A 16,824-nucleotide genomic window follows, 5' to 3' on the forward strand; every position below is an offset into this window, starting at 1 on the left:
ATCCGCGCGGACCGGCGAAGGTAAAGCTCAGCTGTTCCTGATCTGCTCGATCGCCTGCGCCATCAGCTCGTCCATGGTGCGGCGGATCTGGTGTTCCGACTGGTCGACGCCGGCGGCCTCGAAATCGCCCTTCACCTTGCGCAGCACATCGTGGTCGCCGGCTTCCTCGATATCGGAGATCACCACTTCCTTGGCGTAGGCCTCGGCGTCGGCGCCCGATTTGCCAAGTTTCGCGGCTGCCCACAGGCCGAGCATCCTGTTGCGGCGGGCGGTGGCCCGAAAGCGCTGCTCCTCGTCGATCGCGAACTTGCGCTCGAAACCTTCCTCGCGGTCTTTCATGCTGGTCATGGCTGTTCCTCCGGGTGGGAATTCGATTCCGTCGATCCCATATAAGGGCTTTGCCCGCACAAACCAAAACGCTGCGCTGGGGTCAATACGGGCAACCATGCTGCGCTGCGGCAAATCGCGCCCGAAAGCCGTTGATTGCCGGGAATTGCCAATTGAGGAAATCCGCCGTTTACGATAGAGACCGCCGTTGAAACTCATCGTCGTCGCGCGTTTGCCGCGCGAGTCGCAGGGTACGGCAATGATCAGCCTTCCCGCAAATCCAGAGAAGCCGCTATGAAAAATCGCCGCCGCATATACGAAGGCAAGGCAAAGATCCTTTACGAAGGCCCCGAGCCGGGCACGCTCATCCAGTTTTTCAAGGATGACGCCACCGCCTTCAACAAGAAGAAACACGAGATCATCGACGGCAAGGGCGTCATCAACAACCGCATCTCCGAGCACATCTTCAATCACCTGAACCGGATGGGCATCCCGACCCACTTCATCCGGCGCATCAACATGCGCGAGCAGCTGATCAAGGAAGTCGAGATCATCCCGCTGGAAGTGGTCGTGCGCAACATCGCCGCCGGCTCGCTGGCAAAACGCCTCGGCATCGAGGAAGGCACCGTGCTGCCGCGCTCGATCATCGAGTTCTACTACAAGGCAGACGCGCTGGACGACCCGATGGTGTCGGAAGAGCACATCACCGCTTTTGGCTGGGCCTCCCCGCAGGAAATCGACGACATCATGGCGCTGGCCATCCGCGTCAACGATTTCCTGTCCGGCCTGTTCATGGGCATCGGCATCCAGCTCGTCGATTTCAAGATCGAATGCGGCCGCCTGTTCGAGGGCGACATGATGCGCATCGTCGTGGCCGACGAGATCTCGCCGGATTCCTGCCGACTGTGGGACGTCGCCACGCAGGACAAGCTCGATAAGGACCGATTTCGCCGCGACATGGGCGGACTGGTGGAAGCTTATCAGGAGGTCGCCCGCCGGCTCGGCATCATGAACGAGAACGAGCCGCCGCGCCCGACCGGTCCGATCCTCGTCGCCACCGGCAACGGCAAGGGCAAGCCGCACTAAGCGGCTGCCCTCCTCCCCATTTCAGTATTTCGGCAAGGAACGACAGACTCGTGATCAAGGCCCGCGTCACCGTCACCCTTAAGAACGGCGTGCTCGACCCGCAAGGCAAGGCGATAGAAGGCGCGCTGGGCACGCTGGGTTTTTCCGGCGTCGGCCAGGTGCGGCAGGGAAAAGTCTTCGACGTGCAGCTCGAAGGCAACGACGCGGCGAAGGCAGAGGCCGACCTGAAGGCCATGTGCGAGAAGCTGTTGGCCAACACGGTGATCGAGAACTATAGTGTGACGCTTACCTGAGGTTGTGCCCGGAGGGCGCGATGACGGAAGTCGACGGAGAACTGGTCTACGAGTTGCTGAAAAAGACCCATCAGTGGATGGACAAGTTTGAACATGCGCTCGGCGAGGTGAAGCACGAGATCGTGGCGATGAGACTGCAGGCGTTGGGGACGCAGACCGATATCAATAACATTTACGCCGTCACATCTCGCATCGACCAGCGCCTGGACCGTATCGAGCAACGGCTTGAGCTGCGCGAGTTGGCAGAACCGCAGCGTCCCTTCGATCCAGGCGTGTGAACGAAGTCAAGCCAGCTGCGTCGGGACGTCTGGAATGCCGAACGACACGCAAATTTCGAAATTCATGAGCCTCGTACTGCGTCATGCGCCGCAGGAAGCGGGCTTGGTGCTCGACGAAAACGGGTGGACCGATTTCACGCGACTGTGTGAGGTCATCAGGGAACGCTTCGGCGTCTCCGCCGACGAGGTGCTGCGGATCGTCGACGAGTGCCCGAAAAAGCGTTTCACTATTGACGAAAATCGTATCCGCGCGGCACAGGGACATAGTGTCGAGGTCGATCTCGAACTGCGGCCGTCGGCTCCGCCCGATATCCTCTTTCATGGGACTAAGGAACGTTTTCTTGCCGCCATCCTGAAGGAAGGACTGACGAGGCAGGCGCGCCACCACGTCCACCTTTCCTCGGATATCGCGACGGCAACAAAAGTCGCGGAACGCCGGAAAGGTGACGACGTGGTGTTGAAAATCGATGCAAAAGCAATGGCGGCTGGCGGTTTTCTCTTCTTCCTCTCGGAGAACGGTGTATGGCTGACGAACGCCGTGCCGCCTGAATTCCTGTCCAAGATCGATCAAGAGGCAGAAGCATGAAATCCGCAGTCGTCCTGCTCCCCGGCCTCAACCGCGACCGCGACATGATCGCGGCGCTGACGAAGATCTCCGGAAAGCCGCCCATCACAGTCTGGCAGACCGAGGCGGAGATTCCCGATGTCGACCTGATTGTCATCCCGGGCGGATTTTCCTATGGCGACTATCTGCGCTGTGGCGCGATCGGGGCGCGCAAGCCGGTGATGCGGGCGGTGGCAGAGAAGGCGAAGAAGGGCGTGCCGGTGATCGGGGTCTGCAACGGATTTCAGATCCTGCTGGAGGCTGGCCTGCTGCCGGGCGCGCTGATGCGCAATGAGTCGCTGAAATTCGTCTGCCGCGAGGTGAAGCTGAGCGTCGCCAACGCCAACACGCTGTTCACCCGCAACTATGCGCCGGGACAGGTCATTCGGGCGCCGGTCGCCCATCACGACGGCAATTTCTTCGCCGATGCGGAGACGCTTGCCCGGCTAGAGAGCGAAGGCCAGGTTGTGTTCCGTTATGCGGAAAACACCAATCCGAACGGCTCCATCAACGACATCGCCGGCATCATGAATGCCGATGGCAATGTGCTGGGGCTGATGCCGCATCCCGAGGACCTGATCGAGGCGGCGCATGGCGGCATCGACGGGCGCGGCCTGTTCGAAAGCGCGCTGGGCATTGCCGCGTAAACCCATTCCTTGAACAATTGCACCCGATCAGACAGGGACAATCGATGCGACTGCGACAAGCCGCCCTCCCCGTCCTTGCGCTTCTGCTGAACGCCTGCCAGGCGCAGCCGGCGAAAGTGACGACAAGCTCCGGCGGGAAGAGCGCTTCGCTGCGGTCGATGGAGATCGTAGCGACGGCGGCGCACAAATGCTGGTTCGCGTCGAAGGACCCGGCTTTCAAGACCTACCGTTTCGCCAATGAGCTGAACTCGATGACGGGCACGCCGCGTTTCCTGCTGGTGCCGGCAAAGAATTTCGGCGGAAAACCGCTGCTGGTCGTGCAGGCACAGGGAAGCTCGTCGCGGGTCGATGCGTTCGGTCCGCTGATGAGCGAGCCGGTCGGCGCCCGGATCTCGGGCGACCTGAAGCGCTGGACGGCGGGCGATACGTCCTGCGGTGCTGCAGCCTGACAACTCGTCCGCCCTCAGCGCGTCAGGCCGTAGGGTGGCGGGAAAATACGGTCGCGACCTGAAAGAGATGCGTCCAGATTGAACCATTCCGTCGATGGATTGCCGCAGTCCGCCGCGCCGTTGCTGCGCAGCGCTTTCACCGGCGGAAAGGTTCAATCTGGACGCTTTGGATGCGAGGATTGGCCAAGGCTTTGCCCTCACTGCCAGGGACGCCGCAACCCCTCGCGTTCCGCATCGGCCCTGGAAAGGCCAATGTCCTTCAACTGGCTGTCCGTCATTTCGAGCAGCAGCAGCCGGCTGCGACGCCGCTCCGCCATGACCGACAGGCCCTCGACCGCCATGGACAGGAGCCGGGCCAGCCGTGTCGCGATCCCCGGAGCCACATCGCGAAACGATCCGCTGGGGGATATTGTCTTCATCGTGCTCATTGTATTGTTCCTTCGCGCTGATTGTCACCGCATGCAGGTACAATCTTCTGGATTGACTCTATTGCAATAGCAATATATCAAATTGTCCTCATGACAAATTGGCTTCCCGATCTCTCCAAAGGCAACGGCCCGCTCTATTTGCGCCTGGCGGACCAGATCGAAACCGACATCGGCGAAGGCACGCTGCCGCCCGGCGAAAAACTGCCGCCGCAACGCAACCTCGCCTTCGATATCGGCGTGACGATCGGCACGGTGACCCGTGCCTATGCGGTGGCGCGCGAGCGCGGGCTGGTCAGCGGCGAGGTTGGGCGTGGCACCTATGTGCTCGACCGGCATCTTGAGGGCGCGCGAACGCCGAGTGCGGCCCAGCAAATGCCGGAGCGGCTGTCGGTCATCCCCGAGGCGACGCCCGTGGCGATAAAACTCAGGATGGACACGACCTCGGCGCCGGAGATCGGCCAGAGCGCCATCATCCGCAACCTGCTCAACCAGATCACCCAGAAACACTCTGACAAGATCGGCGATTATACCCGCAACTGGCCGCAGGAATGGCGCGAGGCCGGACGCAAATGGCTGACATCAGGCGACTGGAAGCCCGACGCCCAGTCGATCGTCCCGACCACCGGCGTGCATGCGGCGATCATGGCGGTCATTGCCGCAGTCACCGCGCCCGGCGACAAGATCGCCTTCGAGCAACTGACCTATGCCTCGATCTCGCGCAGCGCCAACCTGATGGGTCGCCGCAGCGTCGTTTTCGCCAATGACGGCGAAGGCGCCGATGCCGAGGATTTCGAGCGGCTATGTGCACAGCAGCATCCGAAACTCGTCTTCCTGATGCCAGCGCTGCAGAACCCGACCCTGTCGGTCATTCCGGTGGAACGGCTGAAGGCGATCGTCGAGGTGGCGCGAAAGTACAATGTCTGGCTGATCGAGGATGCGATCTACGCCACGCTGCTGGAGCACCGCTACACGACGCTGGCCTCGCTGGCGCCGGAGCGGACGTTCCATGTCGGCGGACTGTCCAAGGCAGTGGCCGCCGGTGTGCGCGGTGGCTGGGCCGCCTGCCCCGCCCATATGGCGCCGCGCGTGCAGACCGCCCACAAGATGATCACCGGCGGCCTGCCCTTCATGCTGGCCGAGCTTGCCGCCGAGATGGTCAACACCGGCCACGCCGAAGCGATCCGCGCCGACGTGCGCCGCGAGATCGCCGAGCGCGAGGCCATCGCGCGACGCGTCTTCCACGGGCTCGACTTCAACTCGCACCGCAACATCCCTTATCTCTGGATGAAGCTGCCGGAACCCTGGCTTTCGGGTACGTTCAAGCAGGTGGCGGCCAATGAAGGCGTGCTGATCGACGACGAGGACGAATACAAGCCGGCGCGCGCCGAAAAAGTGTTCCACCGCATCCGCGTCGGCTTTTCCATGCCGTCGCGGCGCGACCAGGTGGCGAGCGGTTTCGGCACGCTGCGCCGCCTGCTCGACCATGGCAATGCCGGATACGACAGCTATGGGTGAGCAGGCGGGGGCCCATGGGCTTGGTCTGCTTCGAATAGTGCCATCGGCGGGTTGTTTTTTCAGACGGCGGTGTTGCCCCTCATCCCCCTGCCGGGACCTTCTCCCCGTGAAGGACGGGGAGAAGGTCCCGGCAGGGGGATGAGGGGCGGCCGGATGGTCGACGCCAACAGCGTCCGATCTTACTTCCGATGGTTGCCCGCGAATGCCGCCGTCAGCCCCAGCCCGATGAACACCACGCCGCTGACATAACGCTCAACATTGAGGTAGGTTTTGCTGCGCTTCAGCCAGCCGCCGGCAGCGCTTGCCGCCAGCGCATAGCAGCCGTCGCTGATGAAACCGAGCAGCGTGAAGAGCAGGCCGAGGAAGGCGATCTGCATCGCCACATGGCCGCGCCCGACATCGACGAACTGCGGCAGGAAGGCGAGGAAGAACAGCGCGGTCTTGGGATTGAGTAGGTTGACGATGAAGCCGTCGCGAAAGAGCCGGTAGCTTACGCGGTTCGTCCCGGCGCCGAGGTCGATGGGCGCGACCTTGCCAAAAATCTTCTTGAGCCCGATCCATATGAGATAGGCGGCGCCCGCGAATTTGACGATGCTGAAGGCCAATGCCGACGAGGCGAGCAGCGCCGACAGACCCAGCGAGGCGGCAAGCACATGCACCAGCGTTGCCGAATGGATGCCGAGGTCCGACACGAAGCCGGCAAGCCTGCCCTGCTCGATCGAGCGGGCGACGATGTAGAGCACGGCCGGTCCGGGCGTGACCAACAGCACGAGCGCGGCGACGATGAACAGGCCGAGACTGGAGGCGCCGGGTATGACGATTTCCATGCAACACCTCGTGCCGCGGCCTTTGTTCCGAAGGTTCGGAGGCAATACTGGCTGATCGCGGAACGGCGACGCTAGCGGCCTTTTCCGAACCCGGCAACAGCCAGCGGAACGCGCGGCTTGAGTCCACCGCAATGTGGGTTTCCCAAGCTTTTGACCTCCAGCGGGGATGCCAATCCGGCGCGGTTGTTATATGAGACGGCCAATTCTCCCCGGAACCAGAGCCGACCAGCCCTTGATGACCATCTCCAACACCGTCCCGATCACGCCCGAGCTTGTCGCTTCGCATGGGCTGAAGCCAGACGAATACAAGCGCATCCTCGACCTGATCGGCCGCGAGCCGACCTTCACCGAACTCGGCATCTTTTCGGCCATGTGGAACGAGCACTGCTCGTACAAGAGCTCGAAGAAATGGCTGCGCACGCTGCCGACCAAGGGCGAGCGGGTGATCCAGGGGCCGGGCGAGAATGCCGGCGTGGTCGACATCGGCGACGGCCAGTGCGTGGTCTTCAAGATGGAGAGCCACAACCACCCCTCCTACATCGAGCCCTATCAGGGCGCAGCTACCGGCGTCGGCGGCATTCTGCGTGACGTCTTCACCATGGGCGCACGGCCGATCGCGGCGATGAACGCGCTGCGCTTCGGCGAGCCCGACCATCCGAAGACGCGGCATCTGGTTTCCGGCGTGGTCTCCGGCGTTGGCGGCTATGGCAACGCCTTTGGCGTGCCGACGGTGGGCGGCGAGGTGAATTTCGACGCGCGCTACAACGGCAACTGCCTGGTCAACGCCTTCGCGGCAGGGCTGGCGCGCACCGACGGCATCTTCCTGTCCGAAGCCAAGGGCGTCGGCCTTCCCGTCGTCTATCTCGGTGCGAAAACCGGGCGCGACGGCGTCGGCGGCGCCACCATGGCGTCGGCCGAATTCGACGACACGATCGAGGAAAAGCGCCCGACCGTGCAGGTCGGCGACCCTTTTACGGAAAAATGCCTGCTGGAGGCGTGCCTGGAGTTGATGGCGTCTGGCGCGGTCATCGCCATCCAGGACATGGGCGCGGCCGGCCTCACCTGCTCGGCGGTGGAGATGGGCGCCAAGGGCGACCTCGGCATCGAGCTGGACCTCGACAAGGTGCCGGTGCGCGAGGAGCGCATGAGCGCCTACGAGATGATGCTGTCGGAAAGCCAGGAGCGCATGCTCATGGTGCTGAAGCCGGAGCTGGAAAAGCAGGCCGAGGCGATCTTCCACAAATGGGGTCTGGATTTCGCCATTGTCGGCCACACGACGGACGATCTGCGTTTCCGCGTGATCCACCAGGGCGAGGAAGTCGCCAATCTGCCGATCAAGGATCTTGGCGACCAGGCGCCGGAGTATGACCGGCCGTGGACCGAGCCGAAGCCGCGCGCGCCGCTGCCGGCCGGCGATATTCCCGAAATGGACGTGGCCGATGCGCTGCTGAAAATGCTCGGCGGGCCGGACCTGTCGAGCCGCCGCTGGGTGTGGGAGCAATATGACACGCTGATCCTCGCCAATACTTTGCAGATCCCCGGCGGCGACGCCGGCGTGGTGCGCATCGACGGGCATCCGACCAAGGCGCTCGCCTTCTCCAGTGACGTGACGCCGCGCTATTGCGAGGTCGATCCGTTCGAGGGCGGCAAGCAGGCGGTGGCCGAATGCTGGCGCAACCTGACCGCGACCGGAGCGCTGCCGCTGGCGGCCACCGACAATCTGAATTTCGGCAATCCCGAGCGGCCCGAGATCATGGGTCAGTTGGTGAAGGCGATCGAAGGCATCGGCGAGGCCTGCCGGGCGCTGGACTTTCCGATCGTGTCTGGAAATGTCTCGCTCTACAACGAGACCAACGGCCAGGGCATCCTGCCGACGCCCACCATCGGCGGCGTCGGTCTGATTCCGGACTGGTCGAAGATGGCGCGCATCGGTTTTTCGGCCGAGGGCGAGGCGATCATGCTGGTCGGCGCGCCGCCGTCCTGGGGCACGCATCTCGGCCAGTCGATCTATCTGCGCGACCTGTTTGGCCGCGCCGACGGCCCTCCCCCGCCGGTCGATCTCGCGCATGAGAAGCGGACGGGCGACCTCGTGCGCTCGCTGATCGAAAGCGGCGTCGCCACCGCCGCCCACGATCTTTCCGACGGCGGCCTGGCGGTTGCGCTGGCCGAAATGGCGATGGCGAGCGGCATCGGGGCGACGGTCAACCAGTTGAACCAGCTGTCGCCGATCCCCGTCTTCTTCGGAGAGGACCAGGGCCGCTATCTCGTCACCATCCCACGCGAAAAAGTCGACTGGTTCCTCGGCGAATTCCTCAAGGACACCGGCGTGTTCGCGCCGTGGATCGGCGTCACCGGCGGGCGCGAATTGAAACTCGGCGAGGCGCGTGCGATACCTCTCGATGAGTTGAAGAAGGCTCACGAATCCTGGTTTCCCAAATTCATGGGCGAATAAGAGGCAGCTGAACGATGGCAATGGACGCGAACGACATCGAGAAGCTGATCAAGGAAGGCATTCCGGACGCCAAGGTGACGATCCGCGACCTCGCCGGCGACGGCGATCACTATGCGGCCGAGGTCGTGGCGGAAAGCTTTCGCGGCAAGAGCCGCGTCCAGCAGCACCAGATGGTCTATGAGGCACTGAAGGGCAATATGGGCGGCGTGCTGCACGCGCTGGCGTTGCAGACCAGCGCGCCGGAATAGACGGAAACCAACGTCAGACGTGAGGTCGCCGGCACTACTTCCTTTCGATCACCGAAATAATCGGCCCGACCGGATCCTTTCCGCCAAGCAGCGTCTTCTCGCCATTGGAAAACGTCGAGATCGCCCCATCGAGGAATAGTGCGTTCGGACACCCCAGCTCGTCGCGGAACAGCCGTGCAAAACTGCCGAGGCTGACCTCCGACAGCGAGATCGCCAGCACCACCGTGTCCGGGTCGCGCACGCCGACGCCGTTGCGTGTGTATCTGGACGTGCCGTCCGGCAGGAATTTCGGATGGATCGCGCCGTCGATCACCAGCATCGGGCCGGACTGGGTGGCGAATTTCACTGCCGGACGGGCGGCAAGGAATTTTCCGGTCTCCATCAGAGCCGCCTTTCCGTCCTCGCCGATCAGGAAGACGCCGTTCGGCTTGAGGTAGAAATTCCCCTCGCCTTCCGCTGCCTCGACCGGCGACAATTCGCGGCCATTCTCCACCAGCAGGCCGACCGGACCGAGGCCTTCGTGATACATGCCGGCATTCATCGCGAGTTGAACCGGCCTGCCGTCGGCTGCCATCGCCCGGTCGAAAGCGTCGAGCGAGCCGTAAGCCTGTCCGCCGGGGCGGGAATGGTGGATGCCGACATCGTATTTGTTGAGGTCGATCTCGCAGACGATGTAGGCGGCGTACTCGAAACGCGCCGCGCGGCACGGCGCCGGCAATTCGGAGAGGTTGAAGGGCGCGCGCCAGCGGGTTGCCTCGACACGCCACAAAGCCAGCGCCGCGGCGACCAGGACGACAATCAGGACGATTGCGGCAATTGCTTTTCGGTTCACGCGCATTTTTGTCCAAACGAGGCCGATCCAAAGCACCAATCAACGCTTTGCGCCGCTTCGATGGTCCGTGGCACCTGGACCAGTCCGGAAAGAATCGCGGCGTCTTGTTTCGGGTCGCCTATGGGTTTATTTGAATGTCATGTTTCGAGCCCGACTCCCAGGCGGGCGTGAAAGGACGATCATGAGCGGAATCAACGACTACATCGACAGCGAAGTGAAGGGCAATGACGTCGTGGTCTTCATGAAGGGCACGCCGGGCTTCCCGCAGTGTGGCTTTTCTGGCCAAGTCGTGCAGATCCTCGACTATCTCGGCGTCGACTATAAGGGCGTCAACGTGCTCACCTCGAACGAGCTCCGCCAGGGCATCAAGGAATATTCCAACTGGCCGACCATCCCCCAGCTCTATGTGAAGGGCGAGTTCGTCGGCGGTTGCGACATCATCCGCGAGATGTTCCAGGCCGGCGAATTGCAGGGCTATTTCGAGGAAAAAGGCATAAGCGTCAGCAGCGCCGCCTGATCCTGGACCCGGCCGAGCCGGGTTCTTCAAGACTCGAATCGCGGATGCGCCGGGCCCCCCGGCGCATTTCGTTTTTCCGACATACCGGAGCTGTCCGATGGACCAGCAGACATCCGCGAGCAAGCAGCTCGCGTTCCCGCTCCCGCGCTGGGAATTCATCGCTCTGGCCGCCGCCCTCATGGCGCTCAACGCACTGGCGATCGATATCATGCTGCCCGGTCTCCAGCAGATCGGCGCCAGCCTGGGCGTCGAGAACGAGAACCACCGGCAATATGTGATCACCGCCTATTTCGCCGGCATGGCCTTCGCGCTGCTTGCCTACGGGCCTGCCTCGGACCGATTCGGCCGGCGGGGGCCGCTGCTGTTCGGGCTGACCGTCTATCTCGTCGCGGCCTTTGCGGCGGCGCTTTCACCCAATTTCGAGACTATGCTGGCGCTGCGCTTCATCCAGGGCATCGGTGCGGCCTCCACCCGCGTCATCGCCGTGTCGATGGTGCGCGACCGCTTCGGCGGCCGCCAGATGGCCGAGATCATGTCGCTGATCTTCATGGTGTTCATGATCATCCCGGTGTTGGCGCCGAGCATCGGCCAGTTGATGATGCTGTTCGCCAACTGGCACTTCATCTTCATCTGCATGGGCACGATCGCTCTGGCGATCACCATCTGGGCGGCGGTGCGCCTGCCGGAGACGATGCATCCCGAAGATCGCCGGCCGTTCACGCTGTCGTCGGTTGGCCAGGCCTTCGGCATCGTGCTGACGACGCGGGTGTCGCTCTGGTACACGCTGGCCTCGATGACCGTGTTCGGTGCGCTGTTCGGCTTCATCAACTCCGCCCAGCAGGTCTATATCGGCATCTATGAATTGGGCGTCTGGTTCCCGGTCGTCTTTGCCTGCGTCGCCGGGCTGATGGCGGTGTCGTCGTTCCTCAATTCAAGGCTGGTGATGCGGCTCGGCATGCGTCGCCTGTCGCACGCGGCGCTGATCGGCTTCTTCCTCGTCAGCCTCGTCTGGTTCGTCTGGTCGCTGTTCGGCCAGGTGCCGCTGGTGGCCTTCGTGGCGCTGTTCGCGGCCGCAATGTTCCAGTTCGGCTGGATCGGCTCGAACTTCAACGCGCTCGCCATGGAGCCGCTCGGCCATATCGCGGGATCGGCGTCGTCGGTGCAGGGGTTCATCCAGACGCTGGGCGGCGGCCTCGTCGGCGCCTTCATCGGCCAGTCCTTCGACGGCACGACCACGCCGCTGGCGGCGGGCTTCTGCGGCGTCGCCGGCTTCGGCATCGTCATGGTGCTGATCGCCGAGCGCGGAAAGCTTTTTCGCGCGCAGCATGACGCGAAGAAGCCGGAGGCGATAGGGCATTGAGGGCGTCGCCCCGCGTTTGAGCGGGGTCGACGGTGCGTCCTTCGTGTCTCGCCCGCGAAGGATATTTGCTGTTCTTCAATGCCGTGCGGACTCGCACCCGCCTGCATAGAAGAGATTGGCGCGAACCTTGAGGGGCGAGCCTCGAAGGACACACCAATCAGCACCGGGCCTTTAATTTAATCCGCCCAGAGCGCGCGGCGGATTTCCTGCCAGCTCTCCTTGTCGGGCGCGGCGAGAAGCCCGCCCCCGACATGAGACGGCAGGTAGGCGGAGCCATCGAGCCGCGCCGAATAGCCGCCGGCCTCGGCGTGGATCAGCGTGCCCGGCAGATGGTCCCACGGCATCAGCTTCATGTAGACGACGAAGTGGCCGTTGCCGGTGGCCAGCAGGCGGTATTCGTGGGCAGCGCAGCGGAAGTTGAAGTGGGCGTTGAATTTTGCCTGGTTGCGCGCCAGCATCGTGCGCTCGGGCTCCTTGGTATAGTGCCAGGAGACAGCGCCGTTCATCGCTGACACCGGCAGCGCCGGCGCGACGCGGCAGGGCTCCAGCCGGCCGTCGCCATGGCGGATATGGGCGCCGCCGCCCTTGACCGCCATGATGAAATCCTTGCCGACCGGGTCATGGATGATGCCAGCGACCGTCTCGCCCTTGACGACGACGGCCAGCATCACGCCGAACAGCGGCATGCCGGAGGCGAAGTTCAGCGTGCCGTCGACCGGGTCGAGCACGAAGGCTAGATCCGCCTCGCCAAGTCCGTCAAGCACCGAGGCGTCGGCCGCATGGGCCTCCTCGCCGACCACCAGCGCATCGGGAAACCGCTCCCTCAGCCGCGCGGTGATGAAGCGCTCGGCGTTGACGTCGGCTTCCGTCACGAGGTCGGTGGCCGACGTCTTCTGGCGGATATCCTCGGCGCTGAGGCGGCGCCAGCGCGGCATGATCTCCACCGTCGCCGCCTCGGCCAGAAGTGCGGTCAGCCAATCGACCGTCTTGTCGTCAAAATGCATGGAAAATGTCTCGCTGTTATCGGGTCAAGGCGGCGAAGTCGAAGAGGGAGCGGTCGAGCAGGTGCGACGGCCGGACATTGGCAAGAGCGCGGATCATGGTTTCCTTGCGGCCCGGCATCTTTCGCTCGATGTCGTCGATCATCGCCTTCATTGCGTTGCGCTGCAGCCCGTCCTGGCTGCCGCAGAGGTCGCAAGGGATGATGGGAAAGCGCATGGCATCGGCGAAGCGGGCGAGATCGGCCTCGGCACAGAAGGCCAGCGGCCTGAGCACCATCACGTCGCCCTCGTCGTTGAGCAGTTTTGGCGGCATGGCGGAAAGCCGGCCGCCGTGGAACAGGTTCATGAAGAAGGTCTCGAGGATGTCCTCGCGATGGTGGCCGAGCACCAGCGAGGAACACCCCTCCTCCCGCGCGACGCGGTAGAGATGGCCGCGCCTGAGCCGCGAGCACAGCGAGCAATAGGTGGCGCCCTCGGCGATCTTGTCGGTGACGATCGAATAAGTGTCGCGATATTCGATGCGGTGCGGGATGCCGTAGCGGTCGAGGAATTCCGGCAGGATGTGTTTTGGAAAGTTCGCCTGGCCCTGGTCGAGATTGCAGGCGATCAGGTCGACCGGCAACAGGCCACGCCATTTGAGGTCGAGCAGGACGGCGAGCAGTCCGTAGGAATCCTTGCCGCCCGACAGCGCGACAAGCCAACGGTCGCCCGGCCGCACCATGGCGAAATTCTCGATCGCCTCGCGCACCTGGCGCAGCAGTCGTTTCCGGAGCTTGTTGAACTCGACCGAGGACGGCACGTCGCGGAACAGCGGATGGCATCCGGCGGCCTGGTCTTCACTGGCGGCCGGGGCGTCCATTGGCTCGACGACCGGCCGATCAACTGTATCGAGGTCCATTCGGCGATGTCTTCCGGTTCCGCGCTGTCGCCGGCGTGAAATCAGGAACCGGCCCGGTCATCGATATTCCCGACGTAGCAGCGGGCGCAAGACAAAACAGCCTTGGCGACACCAATTATGTTGCAGCACAAAATAAAACGAGCGGCGGGAGGCCCGCCGCTCGTGAACTGCCTGCGAATTCCGACAGATCAGCGCGAGTAGAACTCGACGACCAGGTTCGGCTCCATCTGCACCGCGAACGGCACATCGGCAAGGCCGGGAACGCGGGCGAACTTTGCGGTCATCTTGTTGTGGTCGGCCTCGATGTAGTCCGGCACATCGCGCTCGGCCAGTTGCACGGATTCGAGGACCAGCACCAGCTGCTTCGACTTCTCGCGAACCTCGATCACGTCGCCGGCCTTGCAGCGGTACGAGCCGATGTTGACGCGCTTGCCGTTGACGTTGATGTGGCCGTGGTTGACGAACTGGCGCGCGGCGAAGATCGTCGGCACAAATTTGGCGCGGTAGACGACGGCGTCGAGGCGCGATTCCAGCAGGCCGATCAGGTTTTCCGACGTATCGCCACGGCGGCGGTCGGCTTCCTCATAGGTCTTGCGGAACTGCTTCTCCGATACGTCGCCATAGTGACCCTTCAGCTTCTGCTTGGCGCGCAGCTGCAGGCCGAAATCGGAAAGCTTGCCCTTGCGACGCTGGCCGTGCTGGCCGGGGCCGTATTCACGCTTGTTGACCGGGGACTTCGGGCGGCCCCAGATGTTTTCGCCAAGACGGCGGTCGATCTTGTATTTCGCAGATTCGCGCTTGCTCATCGCATTCCCTTTCAAAACAAACCACCCGAAGCCCATGCTCCGGGTGAAGGAAACGCGCCCTCCTCTGGCCTCCTTTTTCGAGACCTGACAGGATCTTCCACGCACGCTTTGCGGAAAAGACCCACGGGACACGTCAGTCGCGAGACCAGAAAAAGTGTATGCGGTTTTTCGTCCGGTCTCGCGGCCACAAAAAACCAACACCGGGCTTTTGGCCCGGCGCTGGCGGGTCGATAGGCGAAATTACCTCGGCTGTCAACAAACAGTCGCAATACGCGGACTGCTGGGCGGACAGAGCCATGCCGGCTCGCGGCGGCGCGGAACGAACCACGCCGCCGGAGGCGCTTGGTCGTAGCCTATTTCTTCTGCAGCCGCTCGCCGATCTTCGATGCGTAGTTCATGACGTGGAAGGTATAATTCTCCTCCACCGTTCCCTGGAACAGATGCGACCAGGGGCCGATGGCGTAGATGCCGAGATCCTCGCCGCCATGCGTCTCGCTGCCGAGCGGCACAAGCGAAGGCTGTTTGAAATCCGGCTTCGTCGTCTCTTCCGACGTCAGCATCGGACGTTCTGCAGGCTTCTCGGAGGCGCCGGGGCCGTTGGCGAAGCCGATGGTCGTGTAGGTCTTGCCGTCCTTGCCGTAGATCGGTTCGTCGTCGACGCCGACCGAGATGCCGAGGATCGGGTTCCCCCGCTTGGCATAACCCGAAATGGTCAGCGTGTGGCTGTGGTCGCCGGTGACGACGATCAGCGTCTCGTCTAGATTTACCTTGCGTAGTATCGCTTTGACGGCCTCGTTCATCGCCACGCCGTCCGACAAAGTGCGGTATGCGTTGGATTCGTGGCTGGCGTGGTCGATGCGGCCGCCCTCGACCAGCAGCACATAGCCCTCGGGATTCTTTGAGAGAATGTCGATCGACTTTTCGGCCATTTCGGCGAGCGAGGGTTCCCCTGCCTTGTCGGTCGGCCGGTCGTGCTCGTATTGCATGTGCGATGGCTCGAACAACCCAAGCAGGTGATCGGTCCTGGCCGGGTCGATCGCCGAGAATTGCTCCTTGTTCCAGACATAGGCGCCCTTGTCGCCGTAGCGGTCGACCCAGGCCTTGGTCAGGTCCTTGCCGTCCTTGCGCATGCCCTTTTTCTTCTCCGCGTCCCCGTACTCGGCGTCATTTGCTGCCGCCGGCATGAAATAGGCGCGGCCGCCGCCCATGGCGACTTCAAGACCGTCGCCATATTTCATCTCCACCAGTTGCCGCGCGATATCGGCGCAGCCTGCGGCGACCGCCTCGGGCGGCATCTGCGCATCCGATTCCCAGTCGCGGTCGGCGATATGGGCGTAAGTCGCACCGGGCGTGGCGTGGGTCAGGCGGGCCGTGGTGATGGCGCCGGTCGACATGCCCAGCGTCTCGGCCATTTCCCAAAGCGTGGTCACCTGCTTGGTCTTCTGGTCCTCGCAGGAACCGAGTTTTGCGGTGTGATCGAGGCCCATCAGATCGTTGATGGTCTTCACGCCGGTGGTCATGGCGACGGCGCTGGGCGCCGAATCGGTGATCTGCGCGTCGGCCGAATAGGTCTTGGACGCCGCCAGATGGGGGAACGCCTCCCAGGCGAGCACGTTCGATTCGCCATCGACGCCGCGCTGCTGGCCTTCAAAGATGCGCGTCGCGGTGACGGTGGAGAAACCCATGCCGTCGCCGACGACCAGGATAACGTTCTTCGCCTGATTGGTGTTCTTCTGGCGCTTGAGAATCTCGGCAAGCGCCGTGTCGGCCTGCTTGAAATAGGGATCGTCGCCCTGCGTGAGCTTCGCGTCCTCGGCAAAGGCATATCCCGCGCCACAAGCCATCACGCCTGCAAGCGCGACCAAAGCGGGTGTCGCAAATCGCTTCCACACCAAACTCATTTCGTCCTCCGTACGATATGGTTGCTCCCCCACCCGCGCGGCAAAACGTTAGCCTGCTAACAACTGCAATCAATCTCTAAAAACCGACGGCGCCGCAAGGCTTTTTGGCGCGCCAGCGAGCGATGTCGCGAAAAAGCCTGCTGCGTTTGAAGCAAATTCAGGGTTTTCCTCAGCCGCGCCGCCCCCCGCCTGGTCAATGAAGCCATTCCGACGTCAAAAAATGGCAGCCGGCAAAGGATATCTGGAAAAGCTCCGGTCAGGCCGCTGCAATTCGTCGAACGCCGATCAAGGAGCAGGACTGAGCCGCAGGGGCCTGTGCTTGCTTTAGAGTCCCCGATAGGGGATCAGGAAACCC

General features: G+C 63.1%; 19 protein-coding genes. 11 read left to right on the top strand and 8 right to left on the bottom strand.

Annotation, left to right across the window (positions count from 1 at the left end; genetic code table 11):
- Positions 1-27: 27 nt before the first annotated feature.
- Positions 28-348, bottom strand: a complete 321-nt coding sequence (locus ACSBOB_RS18810) for a DUF1476 domain-containing protein (RefSeq protein ID WP_442577622.1) — start codon at positions 346-348, stop codon at positions 28-30.
- A 273-nt stretch (positions 349-621) separates the two neighbouring features.
- Between ACSBOB_RS18810 and purC the strand changes: the two genes are divergently transcribed.
- Genes purC through ACSBOB_RS18840 form a run of 6 tightly spaced genes read left to right on the top strand, consistent with a single transcriptional unit; the run spans position 622 to position 3,684 of the window.
- Positions 622-1,413: a phosphoribosylaminoimidazolesuccinocarboxamide synthase gene (purC, locus tag ACSBOB_RS18815; RefSeq protein ID WP_442577623.1), complete on the top strand. Its 792-nt coding sequence runs from the start codon at positions 622-624 to the stop codon at positions 1,411-1,413.
- A gap of 50 nt (positions 1,414-1,463) precedes the next feature.
- Positions 1,464-1,706: a phosphoribosylformylglycinamidine synthase subunit PurS gene (purS, locus tag ACSBOB_RS18820; protein WP_442577624.1), complete on the top strand. Its 243-nt coding sequence runs from the start codon at positions 1,464-1,466 to the stop codon at positions 1,704-1,706.
- A gap of 20 nt (positions 1,707-1,726) precedes the next feature.
- Complete coding sequence (locus ACSBOB_RS18825; protein WP_442577625.1) at positions 1,727-1,984, top strand: hypothetical protein; 258 nt, start codon at positions 1,727-1,729, stop codon at positions 1,982-1,984.
- A 34-nt stretch (positions 1,985-2,018) separates the two neighbouring features.
- Positions 2,019-2,570, top strand: a complete 552-nt coding sequence (locus ACSBOB_RS18830) for an RNA 2'-phosphotransferase (protein ID WP_442577626.1) — start codon at positions 2,019-2,021, stop codon at positions 2,568-2,570.
- Complete coding sequence (purQ, locus tag ACSBOB_RS18835) at positions 2,567-3,235, top strand: phosphoribosylformylglycinamidine synthase subunit PurQ (RefSeq protein WP_442577627.1); 669 nt, start codon at positions 2,567-2,569, stop codon at positions 3,233-3,235. The genes ACSBOB_RS18830 and purQ overlap by 4 nt, the downstream gene beginning before the upstream one ends.
- 44 nt (positions 3,236-3,279) lie before the next feature.
- Complete coding sequence (locus ACSBOB_RS18840) at positions 3,280-3,684, top strand: hypothetical protein (RefSeq protein WP_442577628.1); 405 nt, start codon at positions 3,280-3,282, stop codon at positions 3,682-3,684.
- 197 nt (positions 3,685-3,881) lie between these two features.
- On the opposite strand, the gene ACSBOB_RS18845 is transcribed toward ACSBOB_RS18840, so the two are convergent.
- Entirely contained in the window at positions 3,882-4,112 is a 231-nt protein-coding gene (locus tag ACSBOB_RS18845) for a DUF1127 domain-containing protein (protein WP_442577629.1), read from the bottom strand.
- A gap of 90 nt (positions 4,113-4,202) precedes the next feature.
- On the opposite strand from ACSBOB_RS18845, the gene ACSBOB_RS18850 reads away from it, so the two are divergent.
- Positions 4,203-5,627 carry an aminotransferase-like domain-containing protein gene (locus ACSBOB_RS18850; protein WP_442577630.1) on the top strand — a complete coding sequence of 475 codons (1,425 nt, stop codon included), beginning with the start codon at positions 4,203-4,205 and terminating at the stop codon, positions 5,625-5,627.
- A gap of 179 nt (positions 5,628-5,806) precedes the next feature.
- On the opposite strand, the gene ACSBOB_RS18855 is transcribed toward ACSBOB_RS18850, so the two are convergent.
- Positions 5,807-6,454: a LysE family translocator gene (locus ACSBOB_RS18855; RefSeq protein ID WP_442577631.1), complete on the bottom strand. Its 648-nt coding sequence runs from the start codon at positions 6,452-6,454 to the stop codon at positions 5,807-5,809.
- A 235-nt stretch (positions 6,455-6,689) separates the two neighbouring features.
- Between ACSBOB_RS18855 and purL the strand changes: the two genes are divergently transcribed.
- Complete coding sequence (purL, locus tag ACSBOB_RS18860) at positions 6,690-8,906, top strand: phosphoribosylformylglycinamidine synthase subunit PurL (RefSeq protein WP_442577632.1); 2,217 nt, start codon at positions 6,690-6,692, stop codon at positions 8,904-8,906.
- 14 nt (positions 8,907-8,920) lie between these two features.
- The gene (locus tag ACSBOB_RS18865) at positions 8,921-9,154 is read left to right on the top strand and encodes a BolA/IbaG family iron-sulfur metabolism protein (RefSeq protein WP_442577633.1); all 234 of its coding nucleotides are present in this window, start codon (positions 8,921-8,923) and stop codon (positions 9,152-9,154) included.
- Between the two features lie 34 nt (positions 9,155-9,188).
- Here the strand turns inward: ACSBOB_RS18865 and ACSBOB_RS18870 are convergent, their stop codons facing one another.
- Positions 9,189-9,992, bottom strand: coding sequence for a phosphodiester glycosidase family protein (locus ACSBOB_RS18870; protein WP_442577634.1), 804 nt, complete (start codon positions 9,990-9,992; stop codon positions 9,189-9,191).
- 175 nt (positions 9,993-10,167) lie between these two features.
- Between ACSBOB_RS18870 and grxD the strand changes: the two genes are divergently transcribed.
- Positions 10,168-10,503 carry a Grx4 family monothiol glutaredoxin gene (gene grxD, locus ACSBOB_RS18875; RefSeq protein ID WP_396649023.1) on the top strand — a complete coding sequence of 112 codons (336 nt, stop codon included), beginning with the start codon at positions 10,168-10,170 and terminating at the stop codon, positions 10,501-10,503.
- A 97-nt stretch (positions 10,504-10,600) separates the two neighbouring features.
- Complete coding sequence (locus tag ACSBOB_RS18880) at positions 10,601-11,863, top strand: multidrug effflux MFS transporter (protein ID WP_442577635.1); 1,263 nt, start codon at positions 10,601-10,603, stop codon at positions 11,861-11,863.
- Positions 11,864-12,039: 176 nt separating this feature from the next.
- Here ACSBOB_RS18880 and ACSBOB_RS18885 read toward each other — a convergent pair whose 3' ends face one another.
- The 4 genes from ACSBOB_RS18885 to ACSBOB_RS18900 form a co-directional block, all read right to left on the bottom strand.
- Entirely contained in the window at positions 12,040-12,867 is an 828-nt protein-coding gene (locus ACSBOB_RS18885) for an inositol monophosphatase family protein (protein ID WP_442577636.1), read from the bottom strand.
- 16 nt (positions 12,868-12,883) lie between these two features.
- A complete protein-coding gene (gene ttcA, locus ACSBOB_RS18890; protein WP_442583769.1) occupies positions 12,884-13,723 on the bottom strand; it encodes a tRNA 2-thiocytidine(32) synthetase TtcA in 840 nt (279 codons plus the stop codon).
- 227 nt (positions 13,724-13,950) lie between these two features.
- A complete protein-coding gene (gene rpsD / locus ACSBOB_RS18895; protein WP_442577637.1) occupies positions 13,951-14,568 on the bottom strand; it encodes a 30S ribosomal protein S4 in 618 nt (205 codons plus the stop codon).
- A gap of 353 nt (positions 14,569-14,921) precedes the next feature.
- Positions 14,922-16,469, bottom strand: coding sequence for an alkaline phosphatase (locus ACSBOB_RS18900; RefSeq protein ID WP_442577638.1), 1,548 nt, complete (start codon positions 16,467-16,469; stop codon positions 14,922-14,924).
- Positions 16,470-16,824: the final 355 nt, after the last annotated feature.

The sequence above is a fragment of the Mesorhizobium sp. KACC 23794 genome, assembly GCF_052180275.1.
Taxonomy (GTDB): domain Bacteria; phylum Pseudomonadota; class Alphaproteobacteria; order Rhizobiales; family Rhizobiaceae; genus Kumtagia.

Excerpts from the sequence above, each read along its gene's own strand:
- rpsD (WP_442577637.1), bottom strand. The coding sequence starts at position 14,568 with ATGAGCAAGCGCGAATCTGCGAAATACAAGATCGACCGCCGTCTTGGC.
- purL (WP_442577632.1), top strand. The coding sequence starts at position 6,690 with ATGACCATCTCCAACACCGTCCCGATCACGCCCGAGCTTGTCGCTTCG.
- ACSBOB_RS18825 (WP_442577625.1), top strand. The coding sequence starts at position 1,727 with ATGACGGAAGTCGACGGAGAACTGGTCTACGAGTTGCTGAAAAAGACC.
- ACSBOB_RS18845 (WP_442577629.1), bottom strand. The coding sequence starts at position 4,112 with ATGAGCACGATGAAGACAATATCCCCCAGCGGATCGTTTCGCGATGTG.
- purC (WP_442577623.1), top strand. The coding sequence starts at position 622 with ATGAAAAATCGCCGCCGCATATACGAAGGCAAGGCAAAGATCCTTTAC.
- ACSBOB_RS18830 (WP_442577626.1), top strand. The coding sequence starts at position 2,019 with ATGCCGAACGACACGCAAATTTCGAAATTCATGAGCCTCGTACTGCGT.
- grxD (WP_396649023.1), top strand. The coding sequence starts at position 10,168 with ATGAGCGGAATCAACGACTACATCGACAGCGAAGTGAAGGGCAATGAC.
- purQ (WP_442577627.1), top strand. The coding sequence starts at position 2,567 with ATGAAATCCGCAGTCGTCCTGCTCCCCGGCCTCAACCGCGACCGCGAC.
- ACSBOB_RS18810 (WP_442577622.1), bottom strand. The coding sequence starts at position 348 with ATGACCAGCATGAAAGACCGCGAGGAAGGTTTCGAGCGCAAGTTCGCG.
- ttcA (WP_442583769.1), bottom strand. The coding sequence starts at position 13,723 with ATGGACGCCCCGGCCGCCAGTGAAGACCAGGCCGCCGGATGCCATCCG.
- ACSBOB_RS18855 (WP_442577631.1), bottom strand. The coding sequence starts at position 6,454 with ATGGAAATCGTCATACCCGGCGCCTCCAGTCTCGGCCTGTTCATCGTC.
- ACSBOB_RS18900 (WP_442577638.1), bottom strand. The coding sequence starts at position 16,469 with ATGAGTTTGGTGTGGAAGCGATTTGCGACACCCGCTTTGGTCGCGCTT.
- ACSBOB_RS18885 (WP_442577636.1), bottom strand. The coding sequence starts at position 12,867 with ATGCATTTTGACGACAAGACGGTCGATTGGCTGACCGCACTTCTGGCC.
- ACSBOB_RS18840 (WP_442577628.1), top strand. The coding sequence starts at position 3,280 with ATGCGACTGCGACAAGCCGCCCTCCCCGTCCTTGCGCTTCTGCTGAAC.
- ACSBOB_RS18870 (WP_442577634.1), bottom strand. The coding sequence starts at position 9,992 with ATGCGCGTGAACCGAAAAGCAATTGCCGCAATCGTCCTGATTGTCGTC.
- ACSBOB_RS18850 (WP_442577630.1), top strand. The coding sequence starts at position 4,203 with ATGACAAATTGGCTTCCCGATCTCTCCAAAGGCAACGGCCCGCTCTAT.
- ACSBOB_RS18865 (WP_442577633.1), top strand. The coding sequence starts at position 8,921 with ATGGCAATGGACGCGAACGACATCGAGAAGCTGATCAAGGAAGGCATT.
- ACSBOB_RS18880 (WP_442577635.1), top strand. The coding sequence starts at position 10,601 with ATGGACCAGCAGACATCCGCGAGCAAGCAGCTCGCGTTCCCGCTCCCG.